The organism is Pseudothioclava alba (genome assembly GCF_033100795.1).
GTDB lineage: Bacteria > Pseudomonadota > Alphaproteobacteria > Rhodobacterales > Rhodobacteraceae > Pseudothioclava.
In genome coordinates this window covers 1-13,367 of the sequence record NZ_JAWLVI010000010.1, presented here as the reverse complement: position 1 = coordinate 13,367, position 13,367 = coordinate 1, and the positions used below count along the sequence as shown (strand labels likewise).

Sequence of the window (13,367 nt, the reverse complement as noted above, 5' to 3'; positions counted from 1 at the left end):
TCCGCTCCTCAGGATTTACGGTTCTGGCGGTTGGCGATCAGTTCCTCGACGACCGACGGATCGGCCAGCGTCGAGATGTCACCCAAAGCGCCGAAATCGTCCTCGGCGATCTTGCGCAGGATGCGGCGCATGATCTTGCCCGAACGGGTTTTCGGCAGACCCGGCGCCCACTGGATAAGGTCGGGCGATGCGATCGGACCGATCTCGGTGCGAACCCATTTCACCAGTTCCTTGCGCAGATCGTCTGTCGGTTCCTGATCGTTCATCAGCGTGACATAGGCGTAGATACCCTGCCCCTTGACCTCGTGCGGGTAACCGACAACGGCGGCCTCGGCCACGGCTGCGTGGGCCACGAGGGCGGATTCGACCTCGGCCGTGCCCATACGGTGCCCCGAGACGTTGATAACGTCATCGACGCGGCCGGTAATCCAGTAGTAGCCGTCCGAGTCACGGCGGCAGCCGTCCCCGGTGAAGTAATAGCCCTTATACTGCTGGAAGTAGGTTTCCTGGAAGCGCTCGTGGTCGCCCCAGACAGTGCGCATCTGGCCCGGCCAGCTATCGGCAAAGCACAGAACGCCCTCGGCTGCGGTTTCGTCCTGACGCACAGCGGTTTGCGCATCCAGAACCACCGGCTTCACGCCGAAGAACGGACGCGTTGCCGAACCCGGCTTGGTGGGGGTTGCGCCCGGAAGCGGGGTCAGCATATGACCGCCGGTTTCGGTCTGCCAGAAGGTATCGACGATCGGGCATTTGCCCTTGCCGACGAACTTGTCATACCAGGCCCAGGCTTCGGGGTTGATCGGCTCACCGACCGAGCCCAGAACCTTGATCGACGACAGGTCGTATTTCTCGACCCATTCCGAGCCTTGGCCCATCAGCGCCCGGATCGCGGTCGGCGCGGTGTAGAACTGGTTGACCTTGTGCTTTTCGCACACGGCCCAGAAACGGCCCGCATCCGGATAGGTCGGAACGCCCTCGAACATCACCGTGGTCGCGCCATTCGCCAGCGGACCATAGACGATATACGAGTGGCCGGTCACCCAACCCACGTCCGCGGTGCACCAGAACACATCGCCCTCGTGATAGTCGAAGACATATTCATGGGTCATCGCCGCATAAACAAGATAACCGCCGGTCGAGTGGACAACGCCCTTCGGCTTGCCGGTCGACCCCGAGGTATAAAGGATGAACAGCGGATCTTCGGCGTTCATCGGGCGCGCCGGGCACTCGGGCGAGGCGTGCTTCATCAGGTATTTCACATCAACGTCGCGCCCGTCGATCCAGGTGGTCTGGTCGCCGGTGTGCTTGACAACAAGGCAGCGCACGCGGTCCGAGCAGTGCAGAAGGGCTGCATCGGTGTTCGACTTAAGCGGCGTGCGACGGCCACCGCGCGGAGCGGTGTCAGCGGTGATAACGACCTTCGCGCCGCAGTCGTTGATGCGGTTCGCCAGCGCGTCGGGCGAGAAACCCGCAAACACGATCGAGTGGATCGCACCGATACGCGCACAGGCCAGCATCGCATAGGCGGCCTCGGGGATCATCGGCAGATAGATCACAACGCGGTCACCGCGCATCACGCCCTGCGACAGCAGAACGTTCGCCATGCGGTTCACGTTTTCCGACAGCTCTTTATAGGTGATGTGTTGCGCAGGGGTTTCCGGATCATCGGGCTCGAAGATAATCGCGGTCTGGTCGGCACGGGTCGGCAGGTGACGGTCGATACAGTTGACCGAGGCATTCAGCACACCGTCCTCGAACCATTTGATCGAGACGTGACCAAAGGTGAAATCGGTGTTCTTGACCTTGGTGTAGGGCGTCATCCAGTCGAGACGCTTACCCTCGCGGCCCCAGAACTTGTCCGGGTCAGAAATCGATTCCTGATACATCTCGCGATATTTCGCGGTATCGCAGTGGGCATTTTCGAACCCGGCGGGGATCTCTTTGATCTCTGGCACGATGTTCGACTGTTCCTGAGCAGCCATCTGGCAACCTCCCTAGAATTCCTTGCGGCCCGTCGCCGCACCCAAACCCCCGGCACGACCCGAGAGCACTCTACCCCGAAAACATTGTAAACCAGAAACGCTTTTTTTATGTAACCCCCTATGTGCATTGATTTTTTCTGTAAATAATTTCACAGAGCCATCGGTAACATTGTAAAATTAATCTCTTGGAAAGAGAAAAATGGCTATTGTTTCAAGCCCTTGCCTGTTCATGAAATTGTGTAGTTTCGACGTTGCGTCACGAGCATCGAAAAGAAATAAAGTTTCGCGCCGCAATGCGGCATCGAAATTTTCATGCAGTCGCAGCATACGATTCGAACGACGAAAGCAACCGCGAAGCGTCAGAAATGCTCGGGCGGAACACCTGCGGAACGCAACTGCTCGACAATATCGGGGCGGGCACCCGCAATATGTAGCCAGCCGCCACGGCGCGACAGGTTTTGCGCCAGTTCACGGATCATGCGCGCGCCGGTGATGTCGACAAAGCTCGCCCCTGTCAGGTCCAGCTCGACCGTGCGCGGGCGCTCGGCGATGCGCTCGAGAACTGTGCCAAGGCGTGCGACCGAGCCGAAGAAGATCATACCCCGCATATGATAGACCACGCGGTCGGCATCTTGCGTATCCGAAGGCTCGTCAGCGGCATCCGAGACCGGAGCGGGATTTTCGAAGACACCCGAATGCTCGGACATATGGCGGATGAACACCAACCCGCCCAGCGCAAAGCCCAGAATGATCCCCTCGGCCAGATCGCGGAATACCACCACCAGAAGCGTGACCCACAGCACCATCGCATCGCCCCGCGACACACGGGTCAGGGCTGCGCATTCGTGCTTTTCGATCATGTTCCACGCGACGATTCCCAACAAACCCGCCAGGGCGGCCAGCGGGATATAACCGGCCAGAGGTGCCGCGATCAGCAGAAACACCAGCAGCACAAGCGCGTGGATCATCCCCGCAACCGGCGTATGCGCGCCCGAGCGCACGTTGGTCGCCGTCCGTGCAATCGTGCCGGTCACGCAAAAACCACCGAACAGCGCGGCCCCCATATTCGCGACGCCTTGCGCGATCAGCTCCATATTCGAGCGATGCATCGTGCCGCTCATCCCGTCGGCCACCATCGCCGAAAGCAGTGATTCAATCGCCCCCAGCAGCGTGAAGGAGAACGCCCAGGGCAGCGCGGCAAGCAGCGCATCTGGCGAAAGATCAGGCAGATGAGGCAAGGGCGGCAGGCGCGGCAACTCGCCAAAACGCGTCGCGATGGTCTCGACCTGCAGCCCCGCAAGCGTGCTGAACAAAGTGACCGAGGCGATCCCGATCAGAAGCGAGGGCCAATGCGGGCGTATCCGCTTGATAAGCTCGATCACCGCAATCGTCAGAACCGTCACCGCGATCGCGGACAGACTCGCGGTTTCGCGGGCCTGCCAAAGCGCGGCAATCTTGGGCAGGATCGGCCCCGGTTCGCCACCGGGCAAGCTCAGCCCCAGCATATCCTTCAGCTGGCTGGCCAGAATGATCACCCCGATCCCCGAGGTAAAGCCCACCGTCACCGGATAAGGCATATAGCGGATCGTCGAACCAAGCCGCGCCAAGCCCAAAAGCGCCAGCATCACACCCGACAGAAACGTCGCCAGAATCAACCCCGACAGCCCGGTTTGCGCGACACAGGCCGCGACAAGCACGATAAACGCCCCCGCAGGCCCACCAATCTGGAACCGCGACCCGCCAAGTAGTGACACCAGAAACCCGCCGATAATCGCCGTGTAAAGCCCACGCTCCGGCCCGACCCCCGATGCAATCGCGATGGCCATAGACAGGGGCAGCGCAACAATGGCAACCGTCACCCCCGCCAGTGCATCCGCGCGCAATCGAGATGGCGTCAGCCCTTCTTTCAGGGCGTCAAAAAACATAGGACGCAGCGGCTGCCCGTGAGGAGCCACGCCGCCCGCCGCCTCGTGTTGGTCTGGGCTAAAGGGCATTTTTCGCGCTATTTTGTATGATGTTGCAGGCAACTGACGCGATTGCCCCCACCTTTGTCAAGCTGATCAGAGGATAATCAATGACAAACGCCCCCTCGCCGATCCGCAAAACCGATGATACGGCCCGCAGGCTCGCTGCGAAACCTGATGGCAAGCGCAAGATTTGGCGCGCTTGGTGGCATTGATCCAGCAACGGGGTCTCCGTCCGTCAGCCGCATGTCTCTTGACGCCGGACCGGAGGGAGGACTGTCCTCTCTGGCCTCCCGCCTCTCAGCGCATAGCCGCGCGCTACGCCCCCCCCCCGCGTGCGGGGCTGCTGAATGGCGGGTTTGCCCAAGCCGATCGGCTGACGGGCACCGATCTGGCATAGAAAAGGGCGCCAGATGGCGCCCTTGTGCATCCTATCCCGAACGGCTCAGTTCGGATTGTCCATCCGGACCCGCATCTGCAGGCGCCCTTTCGCGGCAGAGGGCCAGTTCACCGTGACCTTGTCCTTGCTGCTGCCCTGCTCCACCTCGACATAGGGCATCGCCGTGACAACCGCGTTCGAGGCCGACCGGATTGCCCCCTCGGCGACAAGGCTTTCTACATTGCGCGCCCATCCCGAGAACGGCAGCAAGACCGACGGATCAACGGTCCAGACCGTTTGCGCGGTGGACTGGTTCACCTCAAGCGACGCCGGGTTCGAAATCTGCTCGTTAATGCCGTTGAACATATTGCCCTCGACGCGGATATTGCGCATCCGCGAATAATTCAGCGTGGCATAGGTCGTATCGACCTTGTCGATCCGCGTGATATTGCCGTTGATCGCCTTGAACACGTTCTCCGCAATGGTCAGCCCGTGGATGAAATGCCCCGAGCCATAGGGTTTGATCGAGAAGAAGGTAAACCACGGCGCGGCATCCATCGCGACACAGGTATTGCCGCTGACGGTCAGCCCGCCGAACGAATAGCCCGATGTGTAGTCCACCGCCGGATCGTGCTCGTTTGTCCACTCGACGATCGCGCTGTCGATGTAGTTTCCGGTCACGGCGGATTGCACGTTCAGCTGGGTAAACACCAGCCCCGGCAGCCGGACGTTATTATCCTCGTCATCGCCCTGGAACCAGTGGTTCCCGACGATCAGATGCCCCGAGCCATGCATAACGAAGGTAGTCCCGAACCGCACGAACCGCGAGTCGCGGATTTTCGCATCATTGGCGTTCACGTTCATCACGACCGAGCTGCGATCCTGCGCGGGCACTGAGGTTTCATTCGAGATGAACTGGCAGCGGTCGACCAGAATGTCCTGACAGCCGCGACCGATCGAGGTAATCACACGGTCCTTCGGCTTCACCACATAGCAATCGCGGATATGGAACATCTGCCCGACCGGCGCCAGCATCACCGCCGAGGCCACCCCGTTACACAGGAACTCCACATCGTCGATGTTAAAGCGATCAAGCTTTTGCAGCCCCGAGAAGTCCAGCACATACTGGTAGCGGCGGAAAGTGAAGTTGCGCGTGCCAGACCCACCATAGAGCGGCTGCGAAAGCGTCAGCGTGCCAGCCCCCACATTGACCGCCTGCACAAAGACCTCGCGGCCCACGCCCGAGCCGGTCACATGCGCGCCCACGGGGATATTCGCGATGTTGGCGACGCCGGTCAGCAGATAAGGCGAGCCGGTCGAATACGTCCCCGTCGAGGTCACAACGCTATCCGCCCACGCGGCCCCGTCGATGACATTCAACTGACCATTGCGCAGAACGCGGCGGTTGGAAAACGAGGTCAGACCGGGCGCGATCTCGGAAATGCGGATCGGCTCTGTCACCTCGACGCGCCGCCCTTTCAGGTCCAGCGCATTGTGGTCGGTATAGTCAAAAAGCGCCTGCAACGCCTTCTTGAAGCCTGCCATCTCATCGCCAAAGGCTTCGGCATAGGTCGGGAAATCAAAGCTCGACAGCAGCGCAAGCCGCGCGGCGACCGGCATTTTCAGCGTCCCTTCAAACCGGATCGGCGCATTGATCGACAGGCTTGATCCGATAGCATACTCGCCCGCTGGCACGAAAATCGAACGCCCGTTTGCTGCGGTATCAGCCGCGACAAAGGCCGCGCGGTCATCGCTCACCCCATCGCCGCGCGCGCCGTAATCGCGCACATCCACCCAATCCAGCATGTCGCGCAAAAAGGCCGAGGTGACATCCTCGATCTCGAAATTCTCGATCCTCACCACACCACCGCTCAGCCCGGTCAGGTCCAGCCCGAAATGTCCGTAATCGGGCGCGATCCCCCAAACCATATCGACGCCGCCCCGCGCGCCCGAGCCGACAATCGCCGACACCTCGTAGATCGAGCCATATTGCTGTGTGGTCACGCTCGGGCCGATCTCCACCAGCCCCGGCACATGCGCGCCCGCGTCGATCATCGCATAGCCCGCAATGCGCACCTCGGGCCGGTTCCCCGAAAGCACCTTGATCCGCGTTTTGATGCGCAGATAGCAGCCGGGCAGCAGCACCGTTTCCCCCATATAGCGCAGCTTTTGCACCGACTGCGTTTTGACCAGTTCGAGGCAATTCCCGAAATCCTGATCTGCCACCGCGATCGAGGCATTCACCGCCCCCGCATAGGTTGCCGATCCGGCTGTGCCATTCTCGCTCGACCAAACGCCCAATCCCAGTTCAAAAGCGGGCGGGGTCAGCACCAGCCCGTCGGTAATCGCCTTGTTCATCCCATAATCCCCTTGTGGTGTTCCGCCGCCGTTACGGCCAGCGCGCCCGCTCTCGTAACGGCGCTGAAAGGGCGCAAGCCCCAAGCCCGAACAGAACTAGCCAACAGGGTTAAACAGGGATTTACGCGACCGTTCGCCCGAAACGCAAACGGGCGGATGCCTCGCACCCGCCCGCCAAATCCGTTTGTCTATAAGGGATTAACCCTGAACAAGCTCGCCGTTCAGCGCGCGTTCGATCAGGCCGACAGTTTCCTCGACACCGTAAAGCGCGATAAATCCGCCGAACCGCGGGCCTTGCGATTGACCCAGAAGCACCTCGTAAAGCGCCTTGAACCAGTCGCGCAGGTTCTCGAACCCGTGGTTCTTGCCAATCGCAAAGACCACCGTTTGCAGGAAATCGTCGCTGTGGAAATCGGCCTCGGGCAAGGCTTCGTCGCTGCCTGCCTCGGCGTTCTTGCGCGCGATCTGGGCCAAGGCGGCCTCGGGCGATTTCATCGCTGCCACCAGATCCAGAAGCGCCGCGCGCTCGGAGTCAGAAGGCAGGCGGAACTGGCGCTCGGGCGCCACGAAATCGTGGTAATAGCGCACCGCAAAAGCCGCCGCCTGATCAAGATCGGGGTGGGTTTCCGGCGTCGCCTCGGGCGCATAGCGCTTGATAAAGCCCCACAGCCCGTCCTTGTCAGACGCACCAGCCACCGATGCGAGGTTCAGCAGCATCGAGAACGGCACCACCATCTTCGACTCGGGCGGGTTGCCGCCGTGGATGTGCCAAACCGGATTGTTAAGCTGCTGCTCAAGGCTCTGCGTCGGGTAGGCGCGAAGCTGCTGATGGTATTCGTCCATCATCTTCGGGATCACATCCCACCACAGACGCTTGGCGGTCTTGGGCTTGAGGAACATGAAATACCCCAGCGATTCCGACGACGCATAGGTCAGCCACTCGTCGATCGACAGGCCATTGCCTTTCGACTTGGAAATCTTTTCGCCATTCGCATCAAGGAACAGCTCGTAGGTGAAATGCTCGGGCTTCTTGCCGCCAAGGATTTCGCAGATCCGGTCATAGATCGGCGTGTTGGTCGAGTGGTCCTTGCCATACATCTCGAAATCGACATCCAGCGCGGCCCAACGGGCGCCGAAATCGGGCTTCCATTGCAGTTTCACATTGCCGCCCGTCACCGGCAGCGTCCATTCGCGCCCGTCTTCGTCGTCAAAGGTGATCGTGCCCTCTTTGGCATTCACCTCTTTCATCGGCACATACAGAACGCGGCCCGTCTCGGGGTGGATCGGCAAGAAGCACGAATAGCTTTGCTGGCGCTCTTCACGCAGCGATTTCAGCATCACCGCCATGATCTCATCATACTTTTCGGCGGCGCGGCGCAGAACCGCGTCGAACCGGCCCGATTTGTAGAAATCGGTGGCCGAGTAGAATTCGTATTCAAACCCGAAGGTATCAAGGAACCGGCGCAGCATCGCGTTGTTATGGTCGCCAAAGCTGTCGAACTCTTCGAACGGGTCCGGCACCGAGGTCAGCGGCTTCTGCTCGTGCTCGCGCAGCATGTCCTGATTGGGCACGTTCGTCGGCACCTTGCGCATCCCGTCAAGATCGTCCGAGAAGCAGATCAGCTTCGTCGGAATGTCCGAGATCACCTCGAACGCCTTTTTGATCATCGTGGTGCGGGCGACCTCACCGAAGGTGCCGATATGGGGCAGGCCCGAGGGACCGTAGCCGGTCTCGAAAAGCACATACCCCTTTTCAGGCGCCTTCTTCTCGTAACGTTTGAGCACCCGGCGGGCCTCCTCGAAAGGCCAGGCTTTGGAATTCATCGCGGCGTCGCGCAGAGTGCTCATGTCATACCTCATCGGGGCGCCCCATGCGCCCTTTCGCCCTCCACCTATTGAACGGGCGCGGGATCGTCAATAATTTGCTCAGGCAAACCAGTGTAAGGAATCCCTGCCCGTGCTCGAAACTCACCCTTCGCTCTCGCCGCAAGACGCGCTAGTCGCCGTCATGGTCGCTGTTTCAGCCTCGGACGAGGACATCCGCACCGCCGAGCTGGTCGCGATCGAACGCATGGTCAATCACATGCCGATTTTCGCGACCTATGACATCGACCGCATCCGCACCGTCGCACAAACCGTCTACGCCCTCTTCGAAGAGGAAGAGGGGCTCGAGGCGCTCTTCGGTCTCGTGCGTGACGCGCTGCCCGAGAAGCTGTTGGAAACCGCCTATGCGCTGGCCTGCGATGTGGCCGCCGCCGATGGTGTCCTGCATCAGCCCGAGTTGCGTATGCTCGAGGAAATCCGCGCTGAGCTGGCCATCGACCGGCTGCACGCGGTAGCAATCGAATGGGGCGCGCGGGTGCGTCACCTCAATCTTTAGCCGTAAAGCGCGCCCCAGCGTTCCAGCAAACGGCTTTGCAATATCTTCGAGCGCCGCACCCAGGCGCTTGAGGCCTGCTTGTCGCTGTCGCTTTCCTTCATGCGCTTGCGCCGCGCCAGATCACCGGTGAAAATCGCGAACACCAACTCGGTTCCGTCGGGCGCCGTCAGATAGCCCGCCAGCGTCGACACATAATCCAGCGTTCCGGTCTTCGCGTCGATCCGCAGCGGCCCGCCTTTCATCTTTTTGCCGTTGTTATCACGCAGATCGAACGGCTTCATCAGCCCGCGCACCCCCATCGGCGCCCCCACCACGCGCAGCGCCTGCACCATATCTGCGGCTGAAATCCGCGAGCGCACATTCAGCCCCGAGTGGTCGAAAAAGCCCGCCCGCCCGATGCCCGCACGCGCCTCGATCCAGTCGCTCATCGCGCGCCCTGATTGCCCCAACCCGGCCCCCGCTCCGCGCGCGGCACTCGCCATCATCCCCACCGCTTCTGCCGTCAGGTTGGTCGAGAACCGCATCATATCGCGCAAGATCGTCGGCAGATCCGCGCTTGAGATCGCCGCGACCACCTGCCCGCCGGGGAAATCGCTTACCGGCCGAGGCGCCGGCAGGTCGATCCCGTGACTGCGGCACAGGGTCTGGAACACATCGCCCGCATAGGCTTCGGGGTGGCGCACCGGCAACCAGCGGCTTCCCGCCTTGCCCAAAGCGCCCGCGGCCACCGTCCACAGCTCCTTGCCGCCCTCATCCCGATAGGAATAGACCGGATTTTTCCGATTGCTCAGCCTGGCTTGCGCTGTATAGGCGCGGGGACGGAATTTCTCGCCCCGCGCATCCATCGACAGCTCGTATCCCTTGCCCGCGCGTTTCCATTCGAAATGCACACGGTTGTAATTGAGCACAATCCCCGAGATCGCCGGATTATACCCCACATGCACCGGCTGATCGTCCGCAATCTGCGCGGCATAGGGGATCGCGCCGCCCCAGACCATAAACCGCCCCGTTACCCCGCGGATACCCGCTCCGCCCAGCTTGGCCGCCAGCACTCCAAGCCCGTCCGTATCAAGCGTCGGATCGGCACCACCGGCCAGCACCAGATCGCCCTGCACCACGCCGCCCTGCACCGGCCCTGTCGCGACGATCCTCGTCGAAAAACGATAATCGCGCCCCAGATGCTCCAGCGCGTAAAGCGAGGTAATCGCCTTTGTCGTCGAAGCTGCCGCCATCAACTTGGCCGCATTGTATTCTTCCAGAACCAGCCCCGTGCGCCGATCGGCAACGACGAACGAGACGTCTCCACTCAGGTCCGCCTGCGCAATCAGGTCTCGCGCGGATGCGACGCCAGGGGCTGCCCATAGCGTGGGCGCGAATGCCCCCGCCCCCAGCCCTCCCAAAACGGCCCGCCTCGTTACCATTGCTTCACCTTGCATCACTGGACAGCCCGAGCCTAGCCAGTGCGCGTCAGGGCTTCAAGCGTCGCCGCGCCGCCACAGCCCCTGCGCGCGCAATTCCGAGGACGACAACTCGTTCAACGGCACATCCAGAAAGCACCACGCGGGCGGCACAGCGCCCGCCAATAGCCGCGCCTTTTCCCGTGGCAGCCGCGCCGCCTCGTAAATCCGCGCGGCCCGCGATCGGCGCGCTTTCATCCGAGCCCCCGGACGGGCGAGAACGCCAACCGGAACCATCTCCAATATGGTTTGCCAGCGGTCCCAACGGTCGAACTGCACCAGATTGTCGCCGCCCATCAGCCAGACGAATTGCACGCCCGCATAAAGCGCCTGCAACTGTTCAAGGGTTTCGGCAGTATAGCGCGTGCCCAGCTTGGCTTCGACGTCGGTTACGACCACCCGCGGGTCGGGGATCACCCGCTTCGCCTTGGCCAGCCGCGCTTCGATCCGCGCGGGTCCGTGCGTTTTCAGCGGGTTACCGGGGCTGACCAGCCACCAGACTTGATCCAGACCGAAAGCCTTGAGCGCTGCGCGCGTAATATGCGCGTGCCCCTCATGGGCCGGATCGAACGATCCACCCAGAAGCCCGATGCGCATGCCCGGTCTCGCCAAGGGAAATCCACGTTTCATGGCGCTAGCCCTAGCCGAAATCATAACGGCAGGGAAAGCAGATTTTAAGGCATGACAGCTTGCTTGACGATCGTGCAGCGCGCGCGCCCTTCGCGTTTTGAATTATAGAGTGCTGCATCGGCATCGGCGAGCATCCCCTGCGCATCAGGGCGCAAGTAGTTCATCGACAGGACAACCCCGATCGACCCCGAAATCCGGCACTCCTGTCCCTCGAACGGCACAGGTTCTTCCAGGCGCGCGATGATCCGCTCGCCCATTTTCGAGATCCGCGCATAGTCGAGAGGGCCGCGCAACAGCATGATAAATTCGTCCCCACCGACGCGCGCGACAAGATCACCTTTACGGGTCTCTTCACGCAGGATTTGCCCCACAACTTCCAGAACGCGGTCTCCGGCGGCATGTCCAAGCGTATCATTCACAGCCTTGAAATGGTCGAGATCGAGATGGGCCAACGCGAATGGCGCCCCTCCGGCAAAGCTGCTTTCCAACGATTGTTCGAGCGCCGTATCAAAAGCCCGACGATTGGCGAGCCCGGTCAAGGCATCGGTCATCGCCTCACCTATCGCCCGCGCCCGCGCCTGTTCCAGCCGGTGGTTCAATGCGCGCAACTCCCCCATCACCAGTTCTTTGGCCTCTTGCAGATACAATAGCTCCATCGCCAGATCGGATGGCGCAAAGTCATCGTCAGTCAGAGCGAAATCACGCACAGCCTGCGCAAGATGCACCCCAAAGGTCAGGTTCATCAAAACACCATCATCCTGCGCACGCGCGATGGCGCTGCCACGCAGGGTAATTTCCGGATGCGCACGCAGGCTCAGATGGATGCGGCGCCCCGCCTTTATCCGCCACGCGCCAAGGCGCAGCGACTCTGGATCGGGAGGTGCGTCATCTGCCACCTCCCACCACCCGCGACGCGGTTGGAATATCGCCTCGAAGGGCTGACCACAAATGTCTTTCCCGATAATTTTTGCCAGCGTCGGCCCGAGTGCCATCACCCGCCCGTCCGCCGCAATCATCAGATACATCGGCATCAGGTGTCCCATCGTATCGGGTGCCATCCCGATACATTCCTCTGGGCAGGCATCCTTGCGGCTCGGTTCAGAACTCATCCCACCCTCGTCAATGTAAGGTTGGCGGACGACACGGGGGCCGCAGCCAGATCAAAACGGCGGCCCTCGGCATAGCGCGCCTCCAGCAGAGAAATCGAAATCTTGTCGCGCACCTCCTGTCCGTCATCGACAGTTTCGATCAGCACCAACGCACCATAATCATCCGCCATGGCTCGCAATAGGCCAGCCATCACCGGCGTCCAGTCCGCGACAGCGGATTCGACCAACAGCAGAAAATGTCCGGCCCCTCCATCACACAGGGTCAGCCCCGGCAGATCGAGGTCAGGCAAGGTCAAACACCCCCGGCCCGGCAATTCCTCCAGCGAGAGAAGAAAATCCAGATAGTCCCCCCCGCCAAACCGCAGGAGGCGGCGCAGCGCCTCGCGCGAGGCAAGAAATGTGCCCAGATCCTCGAACAGGACATCGCGGGTACGACCAAGCTCTCCGAGAGCCGCCACGACGACCGCTTCGGTTACACTATCGTCATAGTGCAACAAAGGTTCGAAAATGTGATCCCTTCTCAGCCCCGCGCGCGCGGCAATCCGCATCCACAGGTCCTCCCCATAGGTATCATTGAGAAAACACTGGATCGATTTGCTTATCAGGCCGTGCATGGTGCCTCCTTTCCGGAAAGCTACCGCGCAGGCGTTAAGAAACCGCCAAAGCCTCAGCGTTAAACATCTGATTTTTCACTAAGCCCAGGACTCACAACCAAAACATGACGGTTGCAGCGAGTGCGACTGCCGAGAGGAAGCCGTTGTCCGTGTGTTTGCGTTTCGGGTTGGTGGGTCGCATTGCTCAGGTGCATCAGCCCAAAGGATGCCAATGCGCAGGGCTTAGAAAATACTGTTGATCACGCGGCGGCCATGAACCCGCATCTTGCCCCTTGTCTTGCTGGGCAAGACCGCCTGGATGAATTCCCATTCAAGATCGCACATGTCTGATCGTGCCATTTGCTTCCTCCCGACCGAAGTTCGCTTGGGAGGCAAACATCCGGCGAAGGCCACGGTCAGGGTGCGTTGAGGGCGTCCTGTTGTGTTTTCCAGTGCCACGGCAGCAATTCGGGGAGGCGCGAGACGGGCAAGTCCGGCAGCCGCGCCAGGACGTC

The 13,367-nt window shown here is 61.1% G+C and carries 9 protein-coding genes; 1 reads left to right on the top strand and 8 read right to left on the bottom strand.

Annotation, left to right across the window (positions count from 1 at the left end; translation table 11 throughout):
* Positions 1-8: 8 nt before the first annotated feature.
* The 4 genes from acs to RYZ20_RS14930 form a co-directional block, all read right to left on the bottom strand.
* Positions 9-1,982, bottom strand: a complete 1,974-nt coding sequence (gene acs, locus RYZ20_RS14945; protein WP_317674876.1) for an acetate--CoA ligase — start codon at positions 1,980-1,982, stop codon at positions 9-11.
* Positions 1,983-2,341: 359 nt separating this feature from the next.
* The gene (locus tag RYZ20_RS14940; protein ID WP_317674963.1) at positions 2,342-3,907 is read right to left on the bottom strand and encodes a SulP family inorganic anion transporter; all 1,566 of its coding nucleotides are present in this window, start codon (positions 3,905-3,907) and stop codon (positions 2,342-2,344) included.
* Between the two features lie 484 nt (positions 3,908-4,391).
* Positions 4,392-6,683 (bottom strand): glycosyl hydrolase family 28-related protein, encoded by a 2,292-nt coding sequence (locus tag RYZ20_RS14935; RefSeq protein ID WP_317674874.1) that lies wholly within the window; start codon positions 6,681-6,683, stop codon positions 4,392-4,394.
* A 198-nt stretch (positions 6,684-6,881) separates the two neighbouring features.
* On the bottom strand, positions 6,882-8,531 hold the full coding sequence (locus tag RYZ20_RS14930) for a lysine--tRNA ligase (RefSeq protein WP_317674872.1): 1,650 nt from the start codon (positions 8,529-8,531) through the stop codon (positions 6,882-6,884).
* A gap of 109 nt (positions 8,532-8,640) precedes the next feature.
* Between RYZ20_RS14930 and RYZ20_RS14925 the strand changes: the two genes are divergently transcribed.
* Positions 8,641-9,063, top strand: coding sequence for a tellurite resistance TerB family protein (locus RYZ20_RS14925; RefSeq protein ID WP_317674870.1), 423 nt, complete (start codon positions 8,641-8,643; stop codon positions 9,061-9,063).
* Here RYZ20_RS14925 and dacB read toward each other — a convergent pair.
* From dacB to RYZ20_RS14905, 4 genes are read right to left on the bottom strand one after another with little or no spacing between them, the layout of a single operon-like run.
* Positions 9,060-10,484 (bottom strand): D-alanyl-D-alanine carboxypeptidase/D-alanyl-D-alanine endopeptidase, encoded by a 1,425-nt coding sequence (dacB, locus tag RYZ20_RS14920; RefSeq protein ID WP_317674868.1) that lies wholly within the window; start codon positions 10,482-10,484, stop codon positions 9,060-9,062. The two genes, RYZ20_RS14925 and dacB, sit on opposite strands and share 4 nt — an antisense overlap.
* Before the next feature lie 54 nt (positions 10,485-10,538).
* Positions 10,539-11,150: a nicotinate-nucleotide adenylyltransferase gene (locus tag RYZ20_RS14915; RefSeq protein ID WP_317674866.1), complete on the bottom strand. Its 612-nt coding sequence runs from the start codon at positions 11,148-11,150 to the stop codon at positions 10,539-10,541.
* A 44-nt stretch (positions 11,151-11,194) separates the two neighbouring features.
* Entirely contained in the window at positions 11,195-12,259 is a 1,065-nt protein-coding gene (locus RYZ20_RS14910) for a GGDEF domain-containing protein (protein ID WP_317674864.1), read from the bottom strand.
* Positions 12,256-12,873, bottom strand: coding sequence for a heme NO-binding domain-containing protein (locus RYZ20_RS14905; protein WP_317674862.1), 618 nt, complete (start codon positions 12,871-12,873; stop codon positions 12,256-12,258). Before RYZ20_RS14905 ends, RYZ20_RS14910 begins: the two co-directional genes overlap by 4 nt.
* Positions 12,874-13,367: the final 494 nt, after the last annotated feature.

What these genes read in the sequence shown, in the direction of transcription:
- dacB (WP_317674868.1), bottom strand. Translation starts at nt 10,484, where the DNA reads ATGGTAACGAGGCGGGCCGTTTTGGGAGGGCTGGGGGCGGGGGCATTC.
- RYZ20_RS14910 (WP_317674864.1), bottom strand. Translation starts at nt 12,259, where the DNA reads ATGAGTTCTGAACCGAGCCGCAAGGATGCCTGCCCAGAGGAATGTATC.
- RYZ20_RS14935 (WP_317674874.1), bottom strand. Translation starts at nt 6,683, where the DNA reads ATGAACAAGGCGATTACCGACGGGCTGGTGCTGACCCCGCCCGCTTTT.
- RYZ20_RS14915 (WP_317674866.1), bottom strand. Translation starts at nt 11,150, where the DNA reads ATGAAACGTGGATTTCCCTTGGCGAGACCGGGCATGCGCATCGGGCTT.
- RYZ20_RS14930 (WP_317674872.1), bottom strand. Translation starts at nt 8,531, where the DNA reads ATGAGCACTCTGCGCGACGCCGCGATGAATTCCAAAGCCTGGCCTTTC.
- RYZ20_RS14905 (WP_317674862.1), bottom strand. Translation starts at nt 12,873, where the DNA reads ATGCACGGCCTGATAAGCAAATCGATCCAGTGTTTTCTCAATGATACC.
- acs (WP_317674876.1), bottom strand. Translation starts at nt 1,982, where the DNA reads ATGGCTGCTCAGGAACAGTCGAACATCGTGCCAGAGATCAAAGAGATC.
- RYZ20_RS14940 (WP_317674963.1), bottom strand. Translation starts at nt 3,907, where the DNA reads ATGTTTTTTGACGCCCTGAAAGAAGGGCTGACGCCATCTCGATTGCGC.